This is a genomic window from Enterobacter sp. CCUG 70166 (assembly GCF_020224095.1).
Lineage (GTDB): Bacteria > Pseudomonadota > Gammaproteobacteria > Enterobacterales > Enterobacteriaceae > Enterobacter > Enterobacter intestinihominis.
In genome coordinates this window covers 1-23,618 of record NZ_NRIQ01000003.1, presented here as the reverse complement: position 1 = coordinate 23,618, position 23,618 = coordinate 1, and the positions used below count along the sequence as shown (strand labels likewise).

General features: G+C 54.9%; 22 protein-coding genes and 2 tRNA genes. 7 read left to right on the top strand and 17 right to left on the bottom strand.

Annotated elements, in window-relative coordinates:
* Positions 1-166 precede the first annotated feature (166 nt).
* Positions 167-907: a peptidoglycan meso-diaminopimelic acid protein amidase gene (gene dpaA, locus CKK19_RS01445; RefSeq protein ID WP_023305486.1), complete on the top strand. Its 741-nt coding sequence runs from the start codon at positions 167-169 to the stop codon at positions 905-907.
* On the opposite strand, the gene CKK19_RS01440 is transcribed toward dpaA, so the two are convergent.
* Together CKK19_RS01440 and lpcA are read right to left on the bottom strand one after the other, a co-directional pair.
* Positions 878-1,645 carry a class II glutamine amidotransferase gene (locus CKK19_RS01440; protein ID WP_017383120.1) on the bottom strand — a complete coding sequence of 256 codons (768 nt, stop codon included), beginning with the start codon at positions 1,643-1,645 and terminating at the stop codon, positions 878-880. The genes dpaA and CKK19_RS01440 overlap by 30 nt on opposite strands.
* A gap of 48 nt (positions 1,646-1,693) precedes the next feature.
* Positions 1,694-2,272 carry a D-sedoheptulose 7-phosphate isomerase gene (gene lpcA / locus CKK19_RS01435; RefSeq protein ID WP_003863232.1) on the bottom strand — a complete coding sequence of 193 codons (579 nt, stop codon included), beginning with the start codon at positions 2,270-2,272 and terminating at the stop codon, positions 1,694-1,696.
* 239 nt (positions 2,273-2,511) lie between these two features.
* Between lpcA and fadE the strand changes: the two genes are divergently transcribed.
* Together fadE and CKK19_RS01425 are read left to right on the top strand one after the other, a co-directional pair.
* Positions 2,512-4,956, top strand: a complete 2,445-nt coding sequence (gene fadE / locus CKK19_RS01430) for an acyl-CoA dehydrogenase FadE (RefSeq protein WP_023299388.1) — start codon at positions 2,512-2,514, stop codon at positions 4,954-4,956.
* A 107-nt stretch (positions 4,957-5,063) separates the two neighbouring features.
* Entirely contained in the window at positions 5,064-5,834 is a 771-nt protein-coding gene (locus CKK19_RS01425) for an amidohydrolase (RefSeq protein WP_023305484.1), read from the top strand.
* 41 nt (positions 5,835-5,875) lie between these two features.
* Here the strand turns inward: CKK19_RS01425 and CKK19_RS01420 are convergent, their stop codons facing one another.
* The 9 genes from CKK19_RS01420 to dnaQ form a co-directional block, all read right to left on the bottom strand.
* On the bottom strand, positions 5,876-7,477 hold the full coding sequence (locus CKK19_RS01420) for a gamma-glutamyltransferase family protein (RefSeq protein ID WP_048965740.1): 1,602 nt from the start codon (positions 7,475-7,477) through the stop codon (positions 5,876-5,878).
* A gap of 9 nt (positions 7,478-7,486) precedes the next feature.
* Positions 7,487-8,362: an ABC transporter permease gene (locus CKK19_RS01415; protein WP_048965741.1), complete on the bottom strand. Its 876-nt coding sequence runs from the start codon at positions 8,360-8,362 to the stop codon at positions 7,487-7,489.
* A 2-nt stretch (positions 8,363-8,364) separates the two neighbouring features.
* Positions 8,365-9,306 (bottom strand): ABC transporter permease, encoded by a 942-nt coding sequence (locus CKK19_RS01410; RefSeq protein ID WP_022647136.1) that lies wholly within the window; start codon positions 9,304-9,306, stop codon positions 8,365-8,367.
* A gap of 18 nt (positions 9,307-9,324) precedes the next feature.
* Positions 9,325-10,839, bottom strand: coding sequence for an ABC transporter substrate-binding protein (locus tag CKK19_RS01405; RefSeq protein ID WP_074174436.1), 1,515 nt, complete (start codon positions 10,837-10,839; stop codon positions 9,325-9,327).
* A 2-nt stretch (positions 10,840-10,841) separates the two neighbouring features.
* Positions 10,842-11,924: an ABC transporter ATP-binding protein gene (locus tag CKK19_RS01400; protein ID WP_063854135.1), complete on the bottom strand. Its 1,083-nt coding sequence runs from the start codon at positions 11,922-11,924 to the stop codon at positions 10,842-10,844.
* On the bottom strand, positions 11,921-12,934 hold the full coding sequence (locus CKK19_RS01395) for an ABC transporter ATP-binding protein (RefSeq protein ID WP_046620616.1): 1,014 nt from the start codon (positions 12,932-12,934) through the stop codon (positions 11,921-11,923). Before CKK19_RS01395 ends, CKK19_RS01400 begins: the two co-directional genes overlap by 4 nt.
* A complete protein-coding gene (locus tag CKK19_RS01390; protein ID WP_022647132.1) occupies positions 12,931-13,650 on the bottom strand; it encodes a FadR/GntR family transcriptional regulator in 720 nt (239 codons plus the stop codon). The genes CKK19_RS01395 and CKK19_RS01390 overlap by 4 nt, the downstream gene beginning before the upstream one ends.
* Positions 13,651-14,036: 386 nt before the next feature.
* Positions 14,037-14,113: transfer RNA gene (locus CKK19_RS01385), tRNA-Asp, on the bottom strand.
* A gap of 132 nt (positions 14,114-14,245) precedes the next feature.
* Entirely contained in the window at positions 14,246-14,977 is a 732-nt protein-coding gene (dnaQ, locus tag CKK19_RS01380; RefSeq protein WP_072201000.1) for a DNA polymerase III subunit epsilon, read from the bottom strand.
* Here dnaQ and rnhA point away from each other — a divergent pair.
* Complete coding sequence (gene rnhA, locus CKK19_RS01375; protein WP_160840538.1) at positions 14,931-15,509, top strand: ribonuclease HI; 579 nt, start codon at positions 14,931-14,933, stop codon at positions 15,507-15,509. The genes dnaQ and rnhA overlap by 47 nt on opposite strands.
* Here rnhA and CKK19_RS01370 read toward each other — a convergent pair whose 3' ends face one another.
* Entirely contained in the window at positions 15,510-16,226 is a 717-nt protein-coding gene (locus CKK19_RS01370) for a class I SAM-dependent methyltransferase (protein ID WP_023299381.1), read from the bottom strand.
* A 32-nt stretch (positions 16,227-16,258) separates the two neighbouring features.
* Here CKK19_RS01370 and gloB point away from each other — a divergent pair, with 32 nt between their 5' ends.
* A complete protein-coding gene (gloB, locus tag CKK19_RS01365) occupies positions 16,259-17,017 on the top strand; it encodes a hydroxyacylglutathione hydrolase (RefSeq protein ID WP_063854134.1) in 759 nt (252 codons plus the stop codon).
* A gap of 68 nt (positions 17,018-17,085) precedes the next feature.
* Complete coding sequence (gene mltD, locus CKK19_RS01360; protein WP_022647128.1) at positions 17,086-18,450, top strand: murein transglycosylase D; 1,365 nt, start codon at positions 17,086-17,088, stop codon at positions 18,448-18,450.
* Positions 18,451-18,502: 52 nt separating this feature from the next.
* Here the strand turns inward: mltD and CKK19_RS01355 are convergent, their stop codons facing one another.
* The 3 genes from CKK19_RS01355 to CKK19_RS01345 all read right to left on the bottom strand — a co-directional run bounded on the left by CKK19_RS01355 (position 18,503) and on the right by CKK19_RS01345 (position 21,468).
* Complete coding sequence (locus CKK19_RS01355) at positions 18,503-19,276, bottom strand: class I SAM-dependent methyltransferase (RefSeq protein WP_022647127.1); 774 nt, start codon at positions 19,274-19,276, stop codon at positions 18,503-18,505.
* 78 nt (positions 19,277-19,354) lie between these two features.
* Positions 19,355-20,155, bottom strand: coding sequence for an endonuclease/exonuclease/phosphatase family protein (locus CKK19_RS01350; RefSeq protein WP_032621812.1), 801 nt, complete (start codon positions 20,153-20,155; stop codon positions 19,355-19,357).
* 137 nt (positions 20,156-20,292) lie between these two features.
* Positions 20,293-21,468: an MFS transporter gene (locus CKK19_RS01345; RefSeq protein ID WP_048966287.1), complete on the bottom strand. Its 1,176-nt coding sequence runs from the start codon at positions 21,466-21,468 to the stop codon at positions 20,293-20,295.
* Between the two features lie 104 nt (positions 21,469-21,572).
* Between CKK19_RS01345 and yafC the strand changes: the two genes are divergently transcribed.
* Positions 21,573-22,478: a DNA-binding transcriptional regulator YafC gene (yafC, locus tag CKK19_RS01340; protein ID WP_022647124.1), complete on the top strand. Its 906-nt coding sequence runs from the start codon at positions 21,573-21,575 to the stop codon at positions 22,476-22,478.
* Between the two features lie 30 nt (positions 22,479-22,508).
* Here the strand turns inward: yafC and dkgB are convergent, their stop codons facing one another.
* Together dkgB and CKK19_RS01330 are read right to left on the bottom strand one after the other, a co-directional pair.
* A complete protein-coding gene (gene dkgB, locus CKK19_RS01335) occupies positions 22,509-23,312 on the bottom strand; it encodes a 2,5-didehydrogluconate reductase DkgB (RefSeq protein ID WP_045308946.1) in 804 nt (267 codons plus the stop codon).
* A 160-nt stretch (positions 23,313-23,472) separates the two neighbouring features.
* Positions 23,473-23,549, bottom strand: a tRNA-Asp gene (locus CKK19_RS01330).
* Positions 23,550-23,618: the final 69 nt, after the last annotated feature.

Genomic DNA, 23,618 nt, shown 5'->3' with positions numbered 1-23,618 from the left:
AATATGAATGGGTTATAAAGTAAAACTAATTTGTAAACGCAAAGGTTGGCTCTTGCGAAAATCTCCATCGGTGCTAATGTGAGCGCTCCTGTCCAGATTAGTCTGATTTCGGGTGTCTTTTGCCGTTCTGGCAAGTTGGTCATTGTTTTATCAAGGAACCAGTAGTATGCGTAAAATCGCATTGTTCATTGCGATGCTTCTGATACCGTGCATGTCGTTTGCCGGGCTGCTTGGCAGTAATAGTTCAACGACGCCGGTCAGCAAAGAGTATAAACAGCAGTTGATGGGATCCCCGGTTTATATTCAAATCTTCAAGGAAGAGCGCACACTCGATCTGTTTGTCAAAATGGGCGAGACGTATCAACTGCTCGATAGCTACAAAATCTGTAACTATTCTGGCGGACTGGGGCCGAAACAGCGCCAGGGTGACTTCAAAAGTCCGGAAGGGTTTTACAACGTTCAGCGTAGCCAGCTAAAACCGGACAGCCGCTTTTATAAAGCGATTAACATCGGTTTCCCCAATGCCTTCGACCGTGCGCACGGTTACGAAGGGAAATACCTGATGATCCACGGCGCCTGCGTGTCTGTCGGCTGTTATGCGATGACGGATTCCGGCATTGATGAAATCTTCCAGTTTGTCACGGGCGCACTGGTCTTCGGCCAGCCGAATGTTCAGGTCAGCATCTATCCGTTCCGTATGACGGATGCCAACATGGCGCGCCATAAGTACTCTGTTTACACAGATTTCTGGAAACAGCTAAAACCGGGTTATGACTACTTCGAGCAGACCCATAAGCCGCCGGTGGTGTCCATCGTCAATGGCCGTTACGTGGTGAGTAAACCGCTCAGCCATGAAGTGGTTCAGCCTCAGCTGGCGTCAAATTACGCGGTCCCCGAGACAAAATAGCGCCCACTCGCCTGGCATGATCTTTTGCCAGGTTTCATTGCCCGTCAGCGGCTGCGTTGCAATGACAGTGACCACATCGTTCGGTGTGGTCTCCTTCTGAAAATCAATTTCCACATCCTGATCGAGCAGCGTGGCGACGCCAAACGGCGCACGTCGGGTGATCCAGAACAGATTCGTCGAGCAGAATGCCATCACGTAGCGTCCGTCAGACAGCAGCATATTAAACACGCCCTTCTCGCGTAACTCAGACGCCAGTGACGCTATGTACTTAAATACTGCGGTCATGTTGCCGGGCGTACGGGGGTAGCGCTCGGTCAGCTTGTGCAGCAGCCAGCAAAATGCTTTTTCGCTGTCCGTTTCACCGACAGGACGAAAATTGCCGGTTTCCAGTGATTTATAGCCCGAGAGCTGCCCGTTGTGCGCATAGGTCCAGTTACGTCCCCACAGTTCACGGGTAAACGGATGGGTATTTTCCAGCGCCACTTCGCCACGATTGGCCTGGCGGATATGGGCGATCACCGAACAGGATTTAATAGGATAGTCCTGCACCAGTCTGGCAATGGGTGAGTTAAAGCTGGGCTGTGGATCTTTAAACGTGCGACATCCTTTGCCTTCGTAGAAGGTAATGCCCCAGCCGTCTTTATGCGGCCCGGTTCCTCCACCGCGCTGAACCAGCCCGGTGAAACTAAAGCAGATATCGGTTGGCACATTGGCGCTCATCCCGAGCAGTTCGCACATAGAACACCTCCACAACAGCGGGGGGCACCGGCGCCCCCCAGCGAAGTCTTACTTAACCATCTCTTTTTCGATCAGTTGGATCAGGATGTGGATCACTTTGATGTGAATTTCCTGAACGCGATCCGCATAACCGAAGTGTGGTACACGGATTTCAATGTCCGCTGTACCGTCCATCTTACCGCCATCTTTCCCGGTCAGGGTGATCACTTTCATGCCCTTCTCACGCGCGGCGGCGATCGCTTTGATCACGTTAGCGGAGTTACCGGACGTGGAGATCCCCAGCAGCACGTCGCCTTCACGGCCTACGGCTTCAACGTAGCGGGAAAAGATATGGTCGTAACCGAAGTCGTTGCCTACACAGGAGATGTGGCTCACGTCGGAAATCGCAATCGCCGGGTAGCCCGGACGGTTTTCGCGATAGCGTCCGGTCAGCTCTTCGGCGAAGTGCATGGCGTCACAGTGGGAACCGCCGTTACCGCAGGAGAGCACTTTACCGCCGGCTTTGAAGCTGTCGGCAAGCAGGACCGCCGCGCGCTGAATAGCGTGAATATTGGCATCATCTTTCAGAAAATTCGCCAGCGTTTCCGCCGCTTCGTTCAGTTCGTTACGAATAAGATCCTGGTACATGAGGATAATCCTTCAGTATTGATGAAATAACACAGTGGAGTGTACCGGATAGCAGTAAAAGCGAGAAGCTAAAGCCATGCGAATCGTCCGGCGTTTTGATTTTTTGTGCCGGCTAAAACGCGAACAATGTGAACCAGGTTGTAATTATTTTGTAAACACATTGCTAAAGGAAATGACATCAACTACAACCATATCATCACAAGTGGTCAGACCTCCTACAAGCAAGGGAGCTTTTCTTTATGATGATTTTGAGCATTTTCGCAACCGTTGTGCTGCTCGGGGTGTTGTTCTATCACCGTGTCAGTTTATTCCTGAGTAGCCTGATTCTTCTGGCCTGGACGGCTGCACTTGGCGTCGCTGGCCTGTGGAATATCTGGGTACTTGTTCCCCTGGCAATCATTTTGCTGCCGTTTAACCTGACGCCGATGCGTAAGTCGATGATCTCTGCGCCGGTGTTCAAGGGATTCCGTAAAGTGATGCCGCCGATGTCGCGCACGGAGAAAGAGGCGATTGATGCGGGCACGACCTGGTGGGAAGGCGATCTGTTCCAGGGCAACCCGGACTGGAAAAAGCTGCACAACTACCCGCAGCCGCGTCTGACCGCCGAAGAACAAGCCTTTATTGACGGCCCGGTGGAAGAAGCCTGCCGCATGGCGAACGATTTTGCCATCACTCACGAAATGGCCGACCTGCCGCCTGAGCTGTGGGCATATCTGAAAGAGCATCGCTTCTTCGCGATGATCATTAAGAAAGAGTACGGCGGTCTGGAATTCTCCGCTTACGCTCAGGCTCGCGTCCTGCAAAAACTGGCGGGTGTTTCCGGGATCCTGGCGATCACCGTTGGCGTGCCAAACTCCTTAGGCCCGGGCGAGCTGTTACAGCATTACGGTACGGAAGAGCAGAAAGATCACTATCTGCCGCGTCTGGCGCGTGGTCAGGAAATTCCGTGCTTCGCGCTGACCAGCCCGGAAGCCGGTTCTGATGCCGGTGCGATCCCGGATACTGGCGTGGTCTGCATGGGCGAATGGCAGGGCGAACAGGTGCTGGGCATGCGCCTGACCTGGAACAAACGTTATATCACCCTGGCGCCTATCGCCACCGTACTCGGTCTGGCGTTCAAACTTTCTGACCCGGAAAAACTGCTGGGCGGTGAAGAAGATCTGGGCATTACCTGTGCGCTGATCCCAACCTCGACCCCGGGGGTTGAAATTGGTCGTCGTCATTTCCCGCTGAACGTACCGTTCCAGAACGGCCCGACTCGCGGTCAGGATATCTTTGTGCCGATTGACTACATCATCGGTGGACCGAAAATGGCCGGTCAGGGCTGGCGTATGCTGGTGGAATGTCTGTCGGTGGGCCGCGGCATTACACTGCCATCGAACTCTACCGGCGGTCTGAAATCGGTGGCGATGGGGATTGGGGCTTACGCGCATATCCGCCGTCAGTTCAAAATCTCCATCGGCAAGATGGAAGGTATCGAAGAGCCGCTGGCGCGTATTGCGGGCAATGCCTACGTGATGGACGCCGCAGCCTCGCTGATTACCTACGGTATTATGCTGGGCGAAAAACCTGCCGTGCTGTCGGCGATTGTGAAGTACCACTGTACCCACCGCGCACAGCAGTCAATTATTGATGCAATGGATATCGCAGGCGGTAAAGGCATTATGCTTGGCGAAGGCAACTTCCTGGCGCGCGGCTATCAGGGCGCACCGATTGCCATCACCGTGGAAGGGGCAAACATCCTGACCCGCAGCATGATGATCTTCGGCCAGGGTGCGATTCGTTGCCATCCGTACGTGCTGGAAGAGATGGCTGCCGCGCAGAATAACGACGTGGATGCCTTCGACAAGCTGCTGTTCAAACATATCGGTCACGTTGGCAGCAATGAAGTTCGCAGCTTCTGGCTCGGCCTGACGCGGGGGCTGACCAGCGCGACGCCGACCCGCGATGCAACCAAACGTTACTACCAACACCTGAACCGTCTGAGCGCTAACCTGGCGCTGCTGTCTGACGTCTCCATGGCCGTTCTGGGCGGAAGCCTGAAGCGTCGCGAACGCATCTCCGCCCGTCTGGGTGATGTGCTGAGCCAGATCTTCCTGGCCTCTGCGGTGCTGAAACGCTACGACGATGAAGGCCGTCAGGAAGCGGATCTGCCGCTGGTGCACTGGGGCGTGCAGGATGCGATGTATCAGGCGGAACAGGCGATTGACGACCTGCTGGCAAACTTCCCGAACCGCTTCGTGGCGGGCGCCCTGCGCGCGGTGATCTTCCCGACCGGTCGTCACCATCTGGCACCGTCTGACAAGCTGGATCATAAAGTGGCGAAGATCCTCCAGGTACCAAGCGCAACCCGTTCCCGTATTGGCCGTGGTCAATACCTGGAACCTACCCCGCATAACCCGGTAGGTTTGCTGGAAGAAGCGCTGCTTGACGTGATGGCCGCCGACCCGATTCACCAGAAGATCTGCAAACAGCTGGGCAAAAACCTGCCGTTTACACGACTGGATGAGCTGGCAAAACAGGCGCTGGCGGGTGGCATCATCGACAACAGCGAAGCTGCGATTCTGGTGAAAGCCGAAGAGAGCCGTCTGCGCAGTATTAACGTGGATGATTTCGAACCAGAAGAGCTGGCGACTCAGCCGGTAAAGCTGCCAGAGAAGCACCGCAAACCTGAAGCGGCATAAGGTATTTTGTTCTCACAAACCCCGCCCCGCGCGGGGTTTTTTATTGCCACATTTTCTGGTAATGACGTGCTACAGTGTCAAAAAGTGTTTATTAAGGAGCCTGTATCGTGCCTGGTTTAAAGATTTCTGTTTTGCAGCAACCTTTAGTGTGGATGGACGGCCCCGCCAACCTTCGCCATTTTGATCGCCAGCTGGAAGAGATTACCGGACGCGATGTGATTGTCCTGCCGGAGATGTTCACCACAGGTTTCGCGATGGAGGCAGCAAAACAGTCCATGCCGCAGGACGAGGTGGTGGCCTGGATGCACGCCAGGGCGCAGGAAACAAACGCGCTGATTGCCGGCAGCGTCGCGCTCCAGACCGGGCGCGGACCGGTCAATCGCTTCCTGCTGGTCGAGCCGGAAGGAAACGTCCATTTCTACGATAAGCGCCATCTGTTCCGCATGGCGGATGAACATCAACATTATGAAGCCGGAAACGAACGCGTGGTATTTGAATGGCGCGGCTGGCGTATTCTGCCGCTGGTCTGCTATGACCTGCGCTTCCCGGTGTGGTCGCGCAACCGCAACGATTATGACCTGGCGTTGTACGTCGCCAACTGGCCCGCCCCACGCTCCCTGCACTGGCAGGCTTTATTGACCGCGCGCGCGATTGAAAATCAGGCTTATGTCGTTGGCTGTAACCGCGTAGGAACGGACGGCAACGGGCATCACTATCGCGGTGACAGCCGGGTGATCAGTCCGCAGGGTGAGATTATTGCCACCGCCGAGCCGCATCAGGCGACACGAATTGACGCTGAGATCTCGTTAACGGCGTTAAAGGAGTATCGGGAGAAGTTTCCGGCCTGGCAGGATGCAGATCCATTTAGCATTGGATAAGAAAAAGCCGGGTGGCGGCTGCGCCTTACCCGGCCTATAAATCAGCTCACCAACGCCTGCCCGTCTTTGCGGCTCTCCGTCGCAGCCACGTAGTGCCCTTCCGGCATACGGTAAATCACCTGCGCGCCGCCAAAATTGTAATCCTGAAGCGGATCTTCCACCACTATCTGGTGTCCGCGCTCGCGCAGCGCCGCGATGGTATTGCGATCGAAGGTCGATTCAACAACCACTTCCCTGCCCTGCACCACGCGCCAGCGCGGGGCGTCAATCGCCGCTTGCGGGTTTTGCCCGTGCAGCATAATGCGAAGCGCCATCTGCATGTGCCCCTGCGCCTGCATCGGGCCGCCCATCACGCCGAAGGACATCAGCGGTTTGCCGTTACCGTCCATCGCAAAGCCCGGAATGATGGTGTGGAAAGGACGCTTGCTGCCCGCCAGCGCGTTCGGGTGTTTGGGATCGAGCACAAAGCCGCAGCCGCGGTTTTGCAGGCTGATCCCCGTCTCCGGCACCACGATCCCTGAACCGAAGCCCATAAAATTGGACTGGATAAAGGAGATCATCATCCCGCTGGAATCCGCTGCGCTGAGGTAAACCGTCCCACTTTGCGTCGGCGATCCGTACACAAAATCAGAGGCTTTATCGTGGTTGATAAGCGCGGCGCGCGACTTCAGATAATGGTCGCTCAGCAGCGCTTTGGCGGCAAACTCCATATGCTCTTCATCCGCAACGTAGCGATCGAGATCCGCCAGCGCCAGCTTCATTGCCTCTATAGAGAGGTGCAGCCCCTGCACGGAATCCGGGTGATGTTTCTCGATGCCGCACTGCTCCAGAATGCCGAGCGCAATCAGGGTGGCGATCCCCTGACCGTTTGGCGGCAATTCCTGCACCGAACCGCCCGCGAAGTCGCGCGATAGCAGTTCCACCCAGTCCACACGGTGATTCGCCAGGTCTGCTTCGGTCAGGTGTGCACCATGTGCTTTGGCGAAGGCGGCAATTTTCTGCGCCAGTTCGCCACGGTAAAACGCGTCGCCGTTGGTTTTGGCGATCAGCTCCAGTGAGTTCGCCTGCGCCGGGTTACGGAAGATCTCCCCCACGCGCGGCGCGCAGCCTTCCGGCGCAAAGCAGGCACTAAACCCGGGCTGATCTTTCAGCTTGTTGTAGCCGCGCTGCCAGAGATGGCCGATCAGCGGCGAGACCGGGAAACCGTTGCGCGCGTAATCAATGGCTGGCTGCGCGAGCGTGGTCAGCGGCAGCGTGCCAAAACGTTCAGCCAGCGCCACCCAGCCCGACACCGCACCCGGCACGGTCACCGCGTCCCAGCCGATTTCCGGTACGGCGGTTTTTCCGGCAAACAGATCCGCATGCCAGCTGGCTGGCGAACGACCGGACGCATTCAGACCGTGAAGTTTTTCACCGTCCCAGACAATGGCAAAAGCATCGCTGCCGATGCCGTTGCCGGTCGGCTCGACAACGGTCAGCGCCATGGCGGTCGCAACCGCCGCATCAACGGCATTTCCGCCCAGCTGTAGCATCTTCATTCCCGCCTGTGCCGCCAGCGGCTGCGAGGTGGCAACGGCGTTATGGCCCATCATCGGCGGGCGTCGTGAATCGTAACCGGTTGTAAAATCGAGCGCTTTGGTCATCATGACTCCTTAGTCGTGGCGCGGATCGAGCGCATCGCGCAGCCCGTCGCCGAGTAAATTAAAGCCCTGAACGGCAAGGAAAATCGCCACGCCGGGGAAAACCGACATCCACGGCGCCTGTTCGAGAAACCCTTTTGCGGTGTTGAGCATGGAGCCCCAGGATGGGTTCGGCGGCTGTTGGCCTAACCCTAAAAACGAAAGGCTGGCTTCGGCGATAATCGCCGAGGCAATGGCCAGCGTGGCCTGCACCAGGATAGGTGACATCACGTTGGGCAGAACGTATTTAATGATGATCCAGCGGTCCGGCAGGCCAATCGCCCGCGCGCCGTCGATGTACTCTTCGTTGCGAATGGCGATCACCTGGCCGCGCGTCAGGCGGGCGAAGATCGGCATTGCCGAGAGTCCAATAGCGATCATGGCATTCGTCAGGCTTGGGCCTAAGAATGCCCCCAGCGCGATCGCCATGATCAGGAATGGACAGGCCAGCAGTGCCTCAATAAAGCGGGAGATCACCCCGTCCCACATCTTCTGGAAATAACCCGCCACCAGCCCCAGCGGCACGCCGATGACAACCGCGATCGCCACCGACATACAGCCCGCCATCAGCGAGGTTCTCGCCCCCCAGATAATGCGGGACAAGATATCGCGCCCCAGCTCGTCGGTGCCGAACCAGTACATCGCCGATGGCGCTTTGCGCACCGCGAGGAAGTTAGCTTTGACCGGGTCAAATGGCGCGATCCACGGCGCCAGCAGCGCCACCAGCACAAAAAAGCCCACCACAAGCGCGCCAATCACCGCACTTTTATTGGCGAGGAATTTTTTCAGCACCCGGTTTTGCGCGCGCGGCAGCGCGGGCGCCACGGTTTGCGTCGTCAGTTCCGCCATGATTAACCTCGCATTTTCGGGTTGATAAGGACGTAGAGCACGTCAGCCAGCAGGTTGAGCATCAGGAAACCGATCGCCACGATCAGCACTACGCCCTGCACCACCGCGTAGTCGCGGTTGAACACCGAGTCGACGATCATTTTGCCGAAGCCCGGAATGGTGAACACCTGCTCGGTCAGCACCGCCCCGCCCAGCAGCTCGCCGAACAGCAACGTGGTGAGGGTGATCACCGGCACCAGCGCATTGCGAAAGGCGTGCTTCAGGATCACCGCTTTCGGCAGCAGCCCCTTAGCGCGCGCGGTGCGGATGTAATCCGCTTTCAGCACCGCAATCATCGACGCGCGGGTATGGCGCATCAGCGTCGCCGCCAGGCCGGTTCCGAGCACGGACGCGGGCAGCAGCAATGTCCGCAGGTTCTGGATCGGATCTTCACTGAACGGCACATAACCGGACGCAGGCAACCATTGCAGGTTTACTGAAAAGACCAGAATCAGCAGGATCCCCAGCCAGAAGTGCGGTATTGAGATCCCCGAGATCGCCACAAAGTTCGCCCCGTGATCGACCCAGCTGTTTTTGTTCACCGCCGCGAGGATCCCCATGCTGATACCAAACACCAGCGCGATAATCATCGCCAGCAGCGACAGTTCCAGCGTGACCGGCAGCTTGCTGGCAATCAGTTGCGTGACCGGCTCATGAGTGCGTAAGGAGACACCCAGATCGCCTTGCAGCGCCCGCGTCAGCCAGTTGAAATACTGCACGGGGATCGGCGCGTCCAGATTCAGCTCAGCACGCAGCTGGGCGATCACCGCCGGATCGCGCTCCTCCCCGGCCATGGCAATCAGCGGATCGCCAGGCAGCAGCTTTTGCAGGCCGAACACCATCATGCTCACCAGCAGCAGAGTGGGTATAGCCAGCAGCAGACGTTTGCAAATCAGTTCCAGCATGGGTTCTCCTCAGGAGGTTTATTTCGCCAGCGTTAAGCCAGCCAGACGCACAATGCCGTCCGGGTACGCTTTAAAGCCCTGCACGCGCTTGTTCAGGCCAAAAATGCGCGGTTCGAAGTAAAGGTATGCAATCGGCATATCGGTCTGAAGCTGCTTCACAACCTTGTCATACAGCGGCTGGCGGGCGGCCTGATCGGTGCTCTGACGCGCCTGCGTTAGCCATTCATCCACCTGAGCATTGCTGTAGCGGCCGTCGTTGAGGGTGCCTTTGCTGTTGATAAAGCCGTAGATGCTGCCATCTGGATCCGGGCGACCCGACCAGCCGGAGAAGCTCAACTGGTAGTCACCGCTCTGCTGGCGATCCAGCAGCGTGGCGAACTCGGTCATTTGCAGGTTCAGGTTAAAGCCCGCCTCTGCCACCATCGCCTGCAATACCTGTCCCACCTGCTGCGAGGTTGGGTTGTTCGGCACCAGTAGATTGACGGTCAGCGGCGCGGTGACGCCTGCGGCTTTCAGCAGCGCTTTGGCTTTGTCGACGTCACGCGGGGGAACCGGAAGATTGACGTGATACGGGCTTACCGGCGAAAACGCCTGGTTTGCCGGAGTGTAAAGCCCTTCGAACACTACCTGGTTTAAAGCATCGCGATCGATGGCCTGGGAAAATGCTTCACGCACGCGGGCATCTTTGAAGGGATCGTTCGCCGGGACTCTGCCATTGTTAATATTGAAGGTGATGCCCTGGTATCCGAGGCCCGTCACCTTCGCCAGCGCCAGCTTGCTGTCGGCTTCGACGGTTTTGACGTCGCTGGCGGCAATGCCTTCGGTCAGGTCGAGATCGCCCGCGCGCAGGTTCGCCAGGCGCACGGAGGCATCCGGGATCGGCAGATAGATAATTTTATCGAAGTGGTAGGCGTCTTTGTTCCAGTAGTTGTCGAAGCGGGTCAGCACAATGCGGTCCTGCGACACGCGGCTGTCGAATTTATAGGGGCCGGAACAGACCGGATGGGCGGCAAAATCGGCTTTTTTCGCGGCTTCCGGCGCCATCATTGCGCCTGCGCGATCGGTGAGCTGCATCAGAAGTGCGGCATCCGGCGTTTTCAGGTGCAGGGCTATCTGCATCGGGCCGGTGACCTCCACCGACTCAACGGAAGAGAGTTCACTTTTACGCAGAGAGCCTTTTAGCGTCAGGGCCCGGTCGAGGTTGTATTTCGCGGCGGCGGCATCGAATTTTTCACCGTCGTGGAAGGCCACGCCTTCACGGAGATCCAGGGTCAGCGTTTTGCCGTCATCGCTCCACGCCCAGGATTTCGCCAGTCCCGGCACCACCTTGAGGTGCTCGTCCACGTCCACCAGCCGGTCACACAGGGAGGCAAAGACGAAGCGGCCATAATAGGTACGCGCCAGATGCGGGTCCAGCATGTCCGGATCTGCACCCAGGCCGATTCGCAGCACGCTTTCAGAATGGGCGGGCAGCGCCGCACCAAGCAACATAACACTTCCCAGTACGGTCAAAAGAGAATTACGCATTGTCATTATCATGAGTTCCTTGAAGGAAGGGAGGAGTGAGTAGCCGCGTGTTCAAACAGCGCGCGGCGGCGCAAAAATGTGGCGGATGGCGGTGCGATCTGGATAACGCTGCGATCGCGGTTAATCTCCTGCCAGCGGTGGCAGGCGACCTGACGCCCGCCGTCGATGAACTGATTAATCGGCTCGACCTGGCGGCATTCATCGGTAACGTAGGGGCAACGGGTGTGGAAACGGCAGCCGGAGGGCGGATTAGCCGGGTTCGGTAAATCCCCCTGCAACAGCGGCGCATCCCGCGCTACGCCTGGCTGCATTTGCGGTGCTGAGGCGATTAACGCCTGAGTATAAGGATGCAGCGGCGCGTCGAAGATATCGTCGACGGTGGCCAGCTCGACGATTTGCCCAAGATACATCACCGCCACGCGGTCGCTCATATGACGGATAACCGCCAGACCGTGGGCGACGATCACCATCGTTAGCCCCAACTGGTGCTTCAGGCTTTCCAGTAAATTGACCACCTGTGCCTGGACGGAAACATCCAGTGCGGAAACCGGTTCATCGCCCAGCAGCAGCTTTGGGCCTGACGCCAGCGCGCGCGCAATGCCGATACGCTGACGCTGCCCGCCGGAAAATTCGTGCGGATAACGTCCGGCCCAGGCCGCGGGCAAGCCGACCGTCCTGAGCAGCTCGGCGACCTGGTACTGGCGATCCGCTTTTTTCATGTTCTGGTGCAGCCACAGCGGCTCACCGACAATCTGTTCTACCGTCATGCGCGGGTTCAGCGAGGCGAAGGGATCCTGAAAGATGATCTGTAGCTCACGCCGGAGCTGGTTCAGACGTGCGCCTGAGGCGTGGGTGATCTCCTCACCCTGATAAAATACGCGCCCTTCGCTGGCGCCCAGCAGGCGCAGCAGCAGACGGCCGAGGGTGGATTTCCCGGAACCTGATTCGCCGACAATAGCCAGCGTTTCGCCTGGCAGCACCGACAGTGAAACGCGGTCAACAGCCGTGACAAAGCGGGCCGGCGTAAACAGTTTTTTCGGGCCGGGGAAAAGCTTGCTCAGATCCCGGGCTTCAAGAATGGGCGTGGTCATGCAATTTCTCCCAGGGCAATGTGTTGTTCCAGCGGCACGCGGAAGCAGGCAACCTGATGACCCGTGCCGAGCATAGTGAGCGGTGGTTTTTCAGCATGACAGCGCGTCTGCGCGAAGGGACATCGGGTGGCAAAGCGGCAGCCTTGAGGCATGGATTCCGGCAGCGGGACCGATCCGGGAATGGTGGAAAGCTGGCCCTTGCGTACGCCAAGGGAGGGGATCGAGCCCATCAGGCCAATTGTGTACGGGTGCTGCGGGTCGGCAAATATCGCCTCGACGCTTCCCTGCTCTACTACCTGGCCGGCATACATCACCGCCACCTGCTGTGCCACTTCGGCCACCACGCCTAAATCGTGGGTGATCATCAGCACCGCCGTGCCCGTTTCTTCTTTTAAGGTATTGAGCAGAGCGAGAATTTGCGCCTGAATGGTCACGTCCAGAGCGGTAGTGGGTTCGTCAGCGATCAGTAATTTGGGATGGTTTATCAGCGCCATCGCAATCATCACGCGCTGGCGCATACCGCCGGAAAGCTGATGCGGGTAAGCCTTAAGGCGCATCTCTGCGGCCGGGATCTGCACCTTCTCCAGGATCTGTAGCGCAACCGTCATCGCCTCAGCCCGGGAGATCGTTTGATGGCGCATCACCGCTTCACTGAGCTGATCGCCAAGCGTGAAAGCCGGGTTGAGCGAGGTCATGGGCTCCTGGAATATCATCGCCAGCTCGCTGCCGCGCAGATTGGCATACTCGCGCGGCGAGAGCTTGCGCAGATCGTGGCGGCGGAAGTGCATCTCCCCACTGACGATCCTGGCGCTGGCAGGCAATAACCCCATCAGCGCCAGGGAAGTGATGCTTTTACCGCAGCCGGACTCGCCCACCAGCGCCAGCGTCTCTCCCGCCCTGACCGTCAGCGAGATGTCTTCGAGCACGCTTACCGGCGAGCCCGCGAATTTAACGTTGAGGTTTTGCAGCCGCAGTACGGGCATGGAGTCCTTAAAGGGTATCGTCGTCATAGCGTGGAATCGTCCTCAAGGTGGATAGCCTGAATCAGGGCGGTTTGCAGGCTGAGCAGGTGTTCGCGCATGGCGGCCGCAGCTTCATTAGGCTGGCGATGAATAATCGCTGACATGATTTTGTGATGGTGGTCGTTGTAGTTGTCGACACGTTCGGGGGTGCGGGCAAGCTCGCGTAAATACTGCCAGCCGGGCTCCCGGCGGACGGCATCTATCGCATCGAAAAGCCCTAGCATCAGGCGGTTGCCGGCTGCTTCCGCAATGGCGCGATGAAAGGCGCTATCCCACAGTTCGTTAAGATCGCGGTCATCCGGGCTGACCTTGTCAATGCGTTCCAGCATGCGCTGCATGAGCGCGAGGTTTTCCCTGGTGGCACGCAGTGCCGCAAGTCGGGCTAAGCCGGGTTCGAGCTGTAGTCGAGCTTCCATGACTTCCAGCAGGTTGGTTTGCTGAACCAATCCCTGAAGCGCCAACGGCTCAACAGGGGCAGCCGGACCAATGAAGGTACCTTTGCCCTGCTTGCGCCAGATCCGCCCTTCTTCTTCCAGCACGTCCAGCGCGCGACGCACTTCGCGTCGTCCTACGCCGAGTGTTTCCGATAGCTCACGTTCAGTGGGCAGCGGAGTGCCTGGTGTTGACTCGTGCTGGTTGATAAGCCCGCGCAACTGGTCAAGCGCGGTGCTGGAATTTGCTAAAACCCGTGAAGGTTTTTCCATATTGGTTCGCTCGCTTTCATCATGACTTTATTTTTATTAACGATAAGTTATTGATATGACGAACTACTTATCGTGCTAATGATTAAGCAATAAGCGAACCAATAGCGCATTGGTTCAGATCTTTTCTGAAAAATGATCGGTAACCGAATGATTTCTTATGAATTATTTTTACATAATTATTACATAACTAAGTGAGGTTCGGAGAGGGGATGGGCAAACAATGCACAAAAGCAGTGCAAATAACGCACTAAAACCGTGCAAATGTTAATAAATTGCACTGATTATATTAACTTTTTGTTAACGAAAATAAGAAGAGAGATAAGCGAGTGTAGGGAGTATAAAACGACGAAAGCCTGAATCATTTCTGATTCAGGCTTTCTGAATAGTGGCGGAACGGACGGGACTCGAACCCGCGACCCCCTGCGTGACAGGCAGGTATTCTAACCGACTGAACTACCGCTCCACTGTTCCCGTTTGGGGAACGAGGCGAATATTACGGTTTGCCTCTGAACTCGTCAACGCTTTTTCTCAGGTTTTGAATCGTTTGCTGCAAAAATCACCCAAACGGCGATTTAACAAACGTTTCCGCCTTTTTTCATCCACGCCACAGACAGCTTCCGCCCTTCTTCTGCACTAAATCGAGGCGAGATTCGTGGTTCATTAGCTCTTCATCACTGGCTAAAACAACCCGCAGGCGATTAGCCTGGCGCACGACACGCTGAATGCCGCCTTCATCCCGCGTCTGCTGGGATTCATTTTCCATACTGAATTTTATCGACGTTTGCCCGCCGGTCATGGTCAGGTAAACATCGGCCAGGATCTGGGCATCGAGCAATGCGCCGTGCAGGGTTCGCTTGGTGTTGTCTATCTCATAGCGAGAGCACAGGGCATCAAGGCTGTTACGCTTGCCGGGAAACATCTTCCTTGCCAGCGCCAGGCTATCCGTGACTTTACAGAACGTATTGGTCTTTGGAATATCGCGGTTGAGCTTGCTGAACTCATAGTCCATAAAGCCGATATCGAACGACGCGTTATGAATGACAAGTTCCGCACCTCTGATGTAGTCGAGAAATTCATCCGCGACATCGGCGAAGGTGGGCTTATCCAGCAAAAACTCATCGGCAATCCCGTGAACGCCGAACGCTTCCGGATCCACCAGCCGATCGGGTTTGAGGTAAACGTGGAAGTTGTTGCCCGTAAGACGGCGGTTCACCACTTCAACGGCACCAATCTCAATGATTTTGTGCCCTTCGTAGTGGGCGCCAATCTGGTTCATACCGGTGGTTTCGGTATCAAGAACAATCTGGCGAGTAATTGCAGTGCTCATAGCGGTCATTTATGTCAGACTTATCGTTTTACTGAACGTTTCAAATACAGGAAGTCTACCAGAGATGCGTAAACAGGTAGAAATTTTCACCGATGGATCTTGTCTCGGTAACCCAGGGCCCGGCGGCTATGGCGCCATTATGCGCTATCGCCAGCATGAAAAAACATTTAGTGAAGGCTATTTCCTGACCACCAACAACCGCATGGAGTTGATGGCGGCCATCGTGGCGCTGGAAGCCTTAAAAGAACATTGTGACGTGGTGCTGAGTACCGACAGCCAGTATGTTCGCCAGGGCATTACCCAATGGATCCACAACTGGAAAAAGCGCGGTTGGAAAACGGCAGAGAAAAAACCCGTCAAGAATGTCGATCTCTGGAAGCGTCTTGATGCCGCCCTCGGTCAGCACGAAATCAAATGGGAGTGGGTAAAGGGGCACGCCGGTCACCCTGAAAACGAACGCTGTGACGAGCTGGCTCGCGCGGCGGCATCAAACCCAACCCATGAGGATGCAGGTTATCAACCTGAATCCTGATCACGGTTTTTTGTACTGCCGCGTGGCACCCACGGTCTGGCGGATCCGCGTTTTTGATTTGCTTTGCTTCATTGGGTTGAGCGTAAGTGGGATCGTCCTCTTACGCGCGACAATAAATTGCATGCAGCCCAGCGCGGGTAAATGGGTACTTAATAAGACCCCGCCTTTACGCGTCCAGGGGATGACCTGAAAACCCCCGTAGCTCAGCACTTCGAAATTTAACAGTGAAAGCCAGTCCAGCTGGCGCATCATGGTAAACATCCGGCTGTTATATGGCGCCGTGCGGCGCAGAACGGGCGTCAGTTTACGTAGCCCGATCAGACTCAGCGGATTAAAACCGCTCAGGATCAGCCAGCCGTCATCAATCAAAACGCGGTCGGCTTCCCGCAGCAGACGATGGGGATCGCTGCACCAGGGCAGCGTATGGGCGAGCAGACAGGCATCAATGGATTTTTCCGCAAAAGGCAAATGCAGCGGATCAGCCTTCACCTGAACCGGGGAGCCATTAAGCGATACGCTAACCTGATGCGAGATAGCGCAGCTTTCGGTATTGATTTCTGCGCTCAGATTGCCAATCTTAAGCAGGTGAAAACCATACATTTTCGCGAGCCAGGGTTTAAGCTGAAGTTCTAAGGCCTCGCGATAATATTCACCCCAGGGCAACTCTGCCCAACGTTCCGGTGGTGCGACAGTCTGAGGTATCCTTGCCGGTTTCATCAAAACACCCGCCACGCTATAAGAGGTAATGCATGAATCTTATCAGTATTTCCGCCTTTCAGGACAATTACATCTGGGTTTTAGTCGATGACGATCGCAGATGCATCATTGTTGATCCCGGCGAATCCGTACCGATCCTGCACGCGATAGAAGAAAACGACTGGCAGCCTGAAGCGATCCTCCTTACCCATCACCATCACGATCATGTCGGTGGTGTTCCCGATCTCCTTGCGCGCTATCCCCATATTCCCGTCTACGGACCAGCAGAGACACAGGATAAGGGTACGACGCAAGTTGTCGAAGAAGGCGAAAGTATCCTCATCCTCGGGTGCGAGTTTTCCGTATTTGCTACGCCAGGTCACACTTCCGGTCATCTCTGTTTCTACAGCAAACCTTATCTTTTTTGTGGCGACACGCTGTTTTCCGGCGGCTGTGGAAGGCTGTTTGAAGGCACGCCAGAACAGATGTATCAATCTTTACAAAAAATTAATGCTCTGCCAGCCGACACCGTAATTTGTTGCGCACATGAGTATACATTAGGGAATATGAAGTTTGCTGCAAGCGTACTACCAGAGGATCGGGCGATTCAGGATTATTACCAGAAAGTGAAGGAGTTACGTGCAAAAAACCAAAAAACACTCCCCGTAATTCTGAAAAATGAGCGACAAATAAATTTATTTTTAAGAACGAATGACGTTGATTTAATTAATAAAATTAATCAAGAAACAAATTTGTTACAACCTGAAGTGCGATTTGCATGGTTAAGGTCAAAGAAAGATAACTTCAGATAATTGCGGGTTGCCTTTTCAAAATTTCGCCGTTATCATCGCTCGTCTTTTAAGCAACTATTGACACACACATGAAGGCAAAAGCGATATTACTCGCCTCTGTCCTGCTTGTAGGTTGCCAGTCACAAAACGGCAGCAACGTACAACAGCACGCACAGAGCCTTTCTGCGGCTGGTCAAGGGGAAGCAGGGAAGTTTACAAGTCAGGCGCGATGGTTGGACGATGGGACATCCTTCGCGCAGGAACAAGACTTGTGGGCCTCTATTGGCGACGAGCTAAAGATGGGAATTCCGGAAAACAGCCGGATTCGCGAACAGAAACAGAAGTATTTGAGAAATAAGAGCTATCTCCACGATGTAACATTACGGGCAGAGCCGTATATGTACTGGATAGCAGGGCAAGTTAAGAAACGTAACATGCCTATGGAACTGGTACTACTACCCATAGTGGAGAGCGCTTTTGACCCGCACGCGACGTCTGGCGCCAATGCAGCAGGCATCTGGCAGATCATTCCGAGCACAGGGCGAAATTATGGTTTAAAGCAGACCCGCAACTACGATGCGCGTCGTGATGTTGTCGCTTCAACGACAGCCGCTCTCGACATGATGCAACGTCTGAACAAGATGTTTGACGGCGACTGGTTATTGACTGTCGCGGCGTATAACAGTGGTGAAGGTCGTGTACTGAAGGCAATGAAAGCGAATAAAGCGCGTGGAAAATCCACAGACTTCTGGTCGCTCTCACTGCCACAGGAAACAAAGATTTACGTACCGAAAATGCTGGCATTGAGTGACATTCTCAAGAACAGCAAACGTTACGGTGTACAACTGCCAACACCAGACGAAAGTCGTGCACTGGCGCGTGTCCGCCTCAGCAGCCCTGTTGATATTCAACAGGTTGCCGATATGACGGGTATGTCGGTAAGTAAGCTTAAAACCTTTAATGCAGGTGTTAAAGGCTCCACGCTAGGTGCAAGCGGCCCGCGCTATGTGATGGTTCCGCAGAAACACGCGGAGCAGTTACGTGAGTCTTTAGCTTCGGGTGAAATTGCAGCCGTTCAGTCTACGCTGATTGCTGATACGTCGCCTGTAAGCAGCCGCAGCTATAAGGTGCGTTCAGGTGATACGCTTTCAGGTATTGCATCACGTCTTGGCGTGAATACGAAAGATCTCCAGCAGTGGAATAATCTGCGCGGATCCGGTCTGAAAGTGGGTCAAACGCTGACCGTAGGTGCAGGTAGCAGCGCACAGCGTCTCGCTAAAAACAGCGATAGCATTACCTATCGCGTACGTAAAGGCGACTCGCTGTCCAGTATTGCTAAGCGTCACGGCGTAAACATCAAAGATGTGATGCGCTGGAACAACGATACTGACAATCTGCAACCTGGCGACCAGCTGACGTTGTTTGTGAAAAACAGCGCTACGCCAGATTCCTGATAGTACGATCGCTTATTAAAAAGGCACCGATTCCCCTCGGTGCCTTTTTTGCTTATCCCGCTTTTTGCGCTTCAGCCATAATGGTGTCGCTGGTAAACGAACCATCGTCATGCAATTCAAAGTACGCCTTGACATCAGCAGAGGCACTCTCCTGATACAATCGGATCGCCTGAGTTAATGCCTCCGGTGTGCGCATCCGTGCAATCCATGACGTGAACTCCAGCGGCAAACGGTCGGTTATCAATGAGCGTGAAATCAAGCCAGCTTCGGTGATAAACGTAAGCCACTCTCCACTGGAGTAGTTTTGCACGTGCGAGGTATCACGCAGCGCTTCAACCGTCTGGAGCCAGATATTCCGTACCGGATGCCCGGGAGACATCACGTCCATGATGATGAATATTCCGCCCGGTTTGAGCACGCGTTTCACTTCCCGTAATGCCTGCCCCACATCATGCCAGTGGTGTGCAGAGTAACGGCTAATCACAGCCTCAAAGGATGCATCCTCAAAGGGCAAAGATTCAGCGTAGCCCTGGCGCGTCGTGACGTTATTCAGCCCTTTCGCTTTCGCCGCTTCAGCAACCACATCCAGCATCTGGCTCGATAAGTCATACGCCGTCACCTGAGCAACCTGCTGTGCGGCGGTAAAACTGGCGTGCCCCGCCCCACAGCCTAAGTCCAGCACGTGCGCGTCAGGAAACGCGGCGAGCCGTTCGCCGAGACGTACCAGATCGCGGCCAGAGGCATGTACGGCACTGCTCAGGTAGGCACTTGCCTGAGAACCAAACTGTTTTTCGACGTTGTCATGATGGGAGTGTGTTGTTGTCATGTTGCTGTCCTTTTATGGGTTAAAAAAATAAAGGGCAGCACCCGCACAGGCCTGCCCCACGGCAGACCTGACGCACCATTATTTATCAGGTTTGCCGGGACTGAATTCGACTAGTAGAGGATTATGATCGGAGGCGCGCGTCACCAGAACGGAGGCGTCGTGCACGCTTAAACCCCGATAGAAGACAAAATCGAGAGGACGACCAAACGCTTTCTTGCGCTGGTCATCGTTAAAACGAACTTCACGCAGCGACATTTCACGCGCGAAGCGGTACAACGCGTTCATACGCGGACGGCTCCAGGCATTGAAGTCCCCGGCCATAATGATCGGCCCACTGTGATGAGCAATCTGATCGCCGATGGGAAGTAACTGCTTACTGTACACATCAACACCCAGGCTGAAGTTCACCGCATGAATGTTTACCACCATCAGCAGACGGGTGTCGGGCAACGGATAGACCGTGACCAGCGCTGATTTTGCCAGACGCAGGATCGGCTCACGTTCACGCAGCGGGCAGCAATAGACCGGATGTGCGGCTGAAAGGGTCATCACCCCGGAAGGATGCTGTGGCAGAACAAAGGCAGGCACCTGATCGGCTGCAAGATAGTTCGTCGTTGCAAACCTGACCAGTTCAGGCGTGGTTTGCGCCTCCTGTAACAGAACCAGATGCGCATCTTTACCAAAATTTTGAAGTACGGATAACCACTCCGCACGCTGTTGCTTAAAGATGTTCCACACCAGTACGCGAATTTTTTCGTCACTGCTTAATGGAGTGCCCGCTGGTAATGCCTGGCTAAGGCTCGCAAACGACCCCGGAGGCAAGATCCTCTCCGCAGGCATTCCGGCAACATAACGCATGGCATAGGTATTTTTTCGCACTTTTGGAAACGGCCTCTGTAACATGAACCAGCCCGGAAAACGGACTGGTTCTAATGTTATAGGGATTTTAGGTCACACTTTCAACGCAATTACTGAGAAACCGCTTTCCAGTTTTGTAAGCAAGCACTTACTGATACTTATCCAAGTGCGACGCGAGCGGGTTTATCAAGCCGTCCACTGAGACCAATAAGGAGGAAAGCGATAAGCACAATTACCGCACCAATCCATGGCGTTTGGGTTAATCCAACATGTTCAACCACCAGCCCACCGATAACCGAACCGAGTGCGATACCGATATTAAATGCGGCGATATTCAGCCCAGATGCGACATCCACCGCATTAGGCGTATAACGTTCGGCTTTCTGCACAACATATACCTGCAATCCCGGCACGTTACCAAAAGCGAATATCCCCATAACCAACACCGTTACCAGCGCGGCGTATTGCATCGATGCGGTGAACTGGAAAATCATCAGCAGGGCAACCAGGGCGGCGAAGATGAATTTCAGCGCCGGTACCGCACCATGCTTATCCGCAAGCTTGCCGCCCCAGATATTGCCGATTGCGACGGAGATACCGTAGCCCAGTAAAATCCAGCTCACCGCGCCCGGAGAAAAACCAGCCAGTTCCTGCATCATCGGTGCAAGGAAGGTGAACGCAGTGAACACACCTCCATAACCCAGGGCCGTAACGGCATAGATCAGCAGCAGGCGCGGGTGTGTCAGAACTTTAACCTGATCGCTCAGGCTGGCGCTCGCGCGTCCCGGAATACTGGAGGGCACCAGCAGCAGGCTGGCTACCAGAGCAATCACGCCCAACAGCGATACGGCGAGGAAGGTTTCACGCCAGCCAAAATGTTGTCCGATAAACGTTCCTAACGGCACGCCGGTGACCAGCGCGACGGTTAAGCCACCAAACATAATCGCAATGGCTGACGCCGCTTTCTCTTTTGGCACCAGGCTGGTTGCAATCGTGGAACCGATGGAGAAGAAGACACCGTGCGCGAGGCCTGTCAGCAGGCGGGCAATGACCAGCGTGGAGTAATCCGGTGACTGCCACGCCAGAATATTGCCGGCGGTGAAGAGCACCATCAGGGCAACTAACAGTTGTTTACGTGGAAAGCGTCCAGTCAGTGCGGTCAGCACAGGCGCCCCAACAGCGACGCCTAACGCGTAAATAGATACCAGCAGCCCGGCAGAAGGCAGCGAGATAGCGAGTTGTTCAGCAATGGTAGGAACAAGTCCTACAATAACAAATTCGGTCGTGCCAATTGCGAAGGCACTGATCGTCAGGGCAAGAAGCGCCAGTGGCATAAAATACTCCGTCTCTTCAGGATTAAGATGACAGGCAGTATGCGCCAGTGTTTAAATAACAAAAATGGTTAGAATCTCAATAGAATTTTGCAGGTGATGCAATAATGAAAGCCACATCGGAAGAACTGACTGTCTTCGTTGCCGTTGTTGAAAGCGGCAGCTTCAGCCGTGCTGCCGAACAGCTCGGACAGGCGAACTCCGCCATCAGCCGCTCGGTGAAAAAGCTGGAGATGAAGCTCGGGGTGAGTCTGCTCAACAGAACAACGCGGCAGCTCAGCCTGACGGAAGAAGGTGAACGTTATTTTCGACGCGTGCAGTCCGTTTTGCAGGAGATGGCGGCAGCAGAAACGGAAATCATGGAATCTCGCAGCACGCCTCGTGGGCTGCTGCGTATAGATGCGGCGACGCCGGTCGTGCTGCATTTCCTGATGCCGTTGATTAAACCCTTCCGCGAACGCTACCCGGAGATGACCCTGTCTCTGGTCTCCTCTGAGACGTTCATTAACCTGATTGAGCGTAAAGTTGACGTGGCGATCCGCGCGGGAACCCTGACGGATTCAAGTTTACGCGCTCGCCCTCTGTTCACCAGCTACCGCAAAATTATCGCGTCACCGCAATATATTGCAGAGCATGGCAAACCTGAGACCGTTGAGGAGCTGAAGCAGCACCTGTGCCTGGGCTTTACGGAGCCTGTCTCGCTGAACACCTGGCCCGTGGCCTGTCATGACGGACAACTTCATGAGATCACCTGCGGACTTTCGTCTAATAGCGGGGAAACGCTGAAACAGCTATGTCTTGAAGGAAACGGGATCGCCTGTTTATCAGACTATATGATTGATAAGGAAATAGCTGCGGGCCAGCTAGTTGAGCTAATGGCTGACAAACGCTTACCTGTAGAGATGCCTTTTAGCGCGGTGTATTACAGTGACAGAGCAGTAAGTACGCGCATACGCGCATTTATCGACTTCCTTAGTGAGCATATAAAAACAGCTCCCGGAGGAGCTGTATGAGGGTTTAAAGGCACAGAGGGAGGGTTTTTATTAATCCCAGTTAGGTGCTAACCCTTCGGGACTGACCAGACGATCGTTGCATTCCAGTGCAGCGATCGCTTTTTTATCTTCATCATCGAGCTGGAGATCCCACGCTAACAGGTTACTTGCCAGGTTTTCACGTTTGGTTGAAGACGGGATCACGGCATATCCTTCACCTATCGCCCATGCCAGGATCACCTGTGCAGCTGTTGCATTGTGTTTTTCAGCGATGCGCGCAATCACTTCATCTTTCAGGGCCTTACCATATGCCAGCGTCATGTACGAGGTGATGTGAATGCCATGCTGTTTCGCCCAGTCCACAACTTTGCGGTTTTGCAGGTAAGGAGAGAGTTCAATCTGGTTAGTAGCAATATTCTCTTTACCCACTGCGGCAATGGCTTTTTCCATCAATGGGATAGTGAAATTCGAGATGCCAATTTCACGCGTTAAGCCCTGCTCTTTTGCTTCCAGCAGCGCCTGCATGAACTCTTCTACGGAGACGGCATCGCCAGGTGATGGCCAGTGGATCAGCGTCAGATCAACATAATCAGTACGCAGCTTTTTCAGACTTTCCTTCAGGCTTGGGATCAGCTTGTCTTTGCTGAGGTTCTCAATCCAGATTTTGGTGGTGATGAAAAGCTCATGGCGCGGTACGCCGCTCTCCTCAATAGCCTGACCTACGGCAGCTTCGTTGTCATAAATCTGCGCCGTATCAATAGCGCGATAGCCCAACTCGAGTGCGGTTTTAACAGATGCGATAACAACGTCGTCCTTCAGGCGAAAAGTGCCCAGACCCAGTGCAGGGATAGTCATATCATTCCTCAATCGTTATGTTCGTAAACTGAGGAGGATTATCGCTGTGGTTGTTATGTCGAAAAAGATCGTAAAACGCAGAGGATTTTTGCTAATTTCGCAATAGTAAAACGACAGATAAGAAAAAAGCCCTGAGCGTTAGCTCAGGGCTTTTAATAAGTGGCGGAACGGACGGGACTCGAACCCGCGACCCCCTGCGTGACAGGCAGGTATTCTAACCGACTGAACTACCGCTCCACCGAATACTTCTGTAACCACCGGATTAATGCACCGGCTTACTACTTAATTTGATGCCTGGCAGTTCCC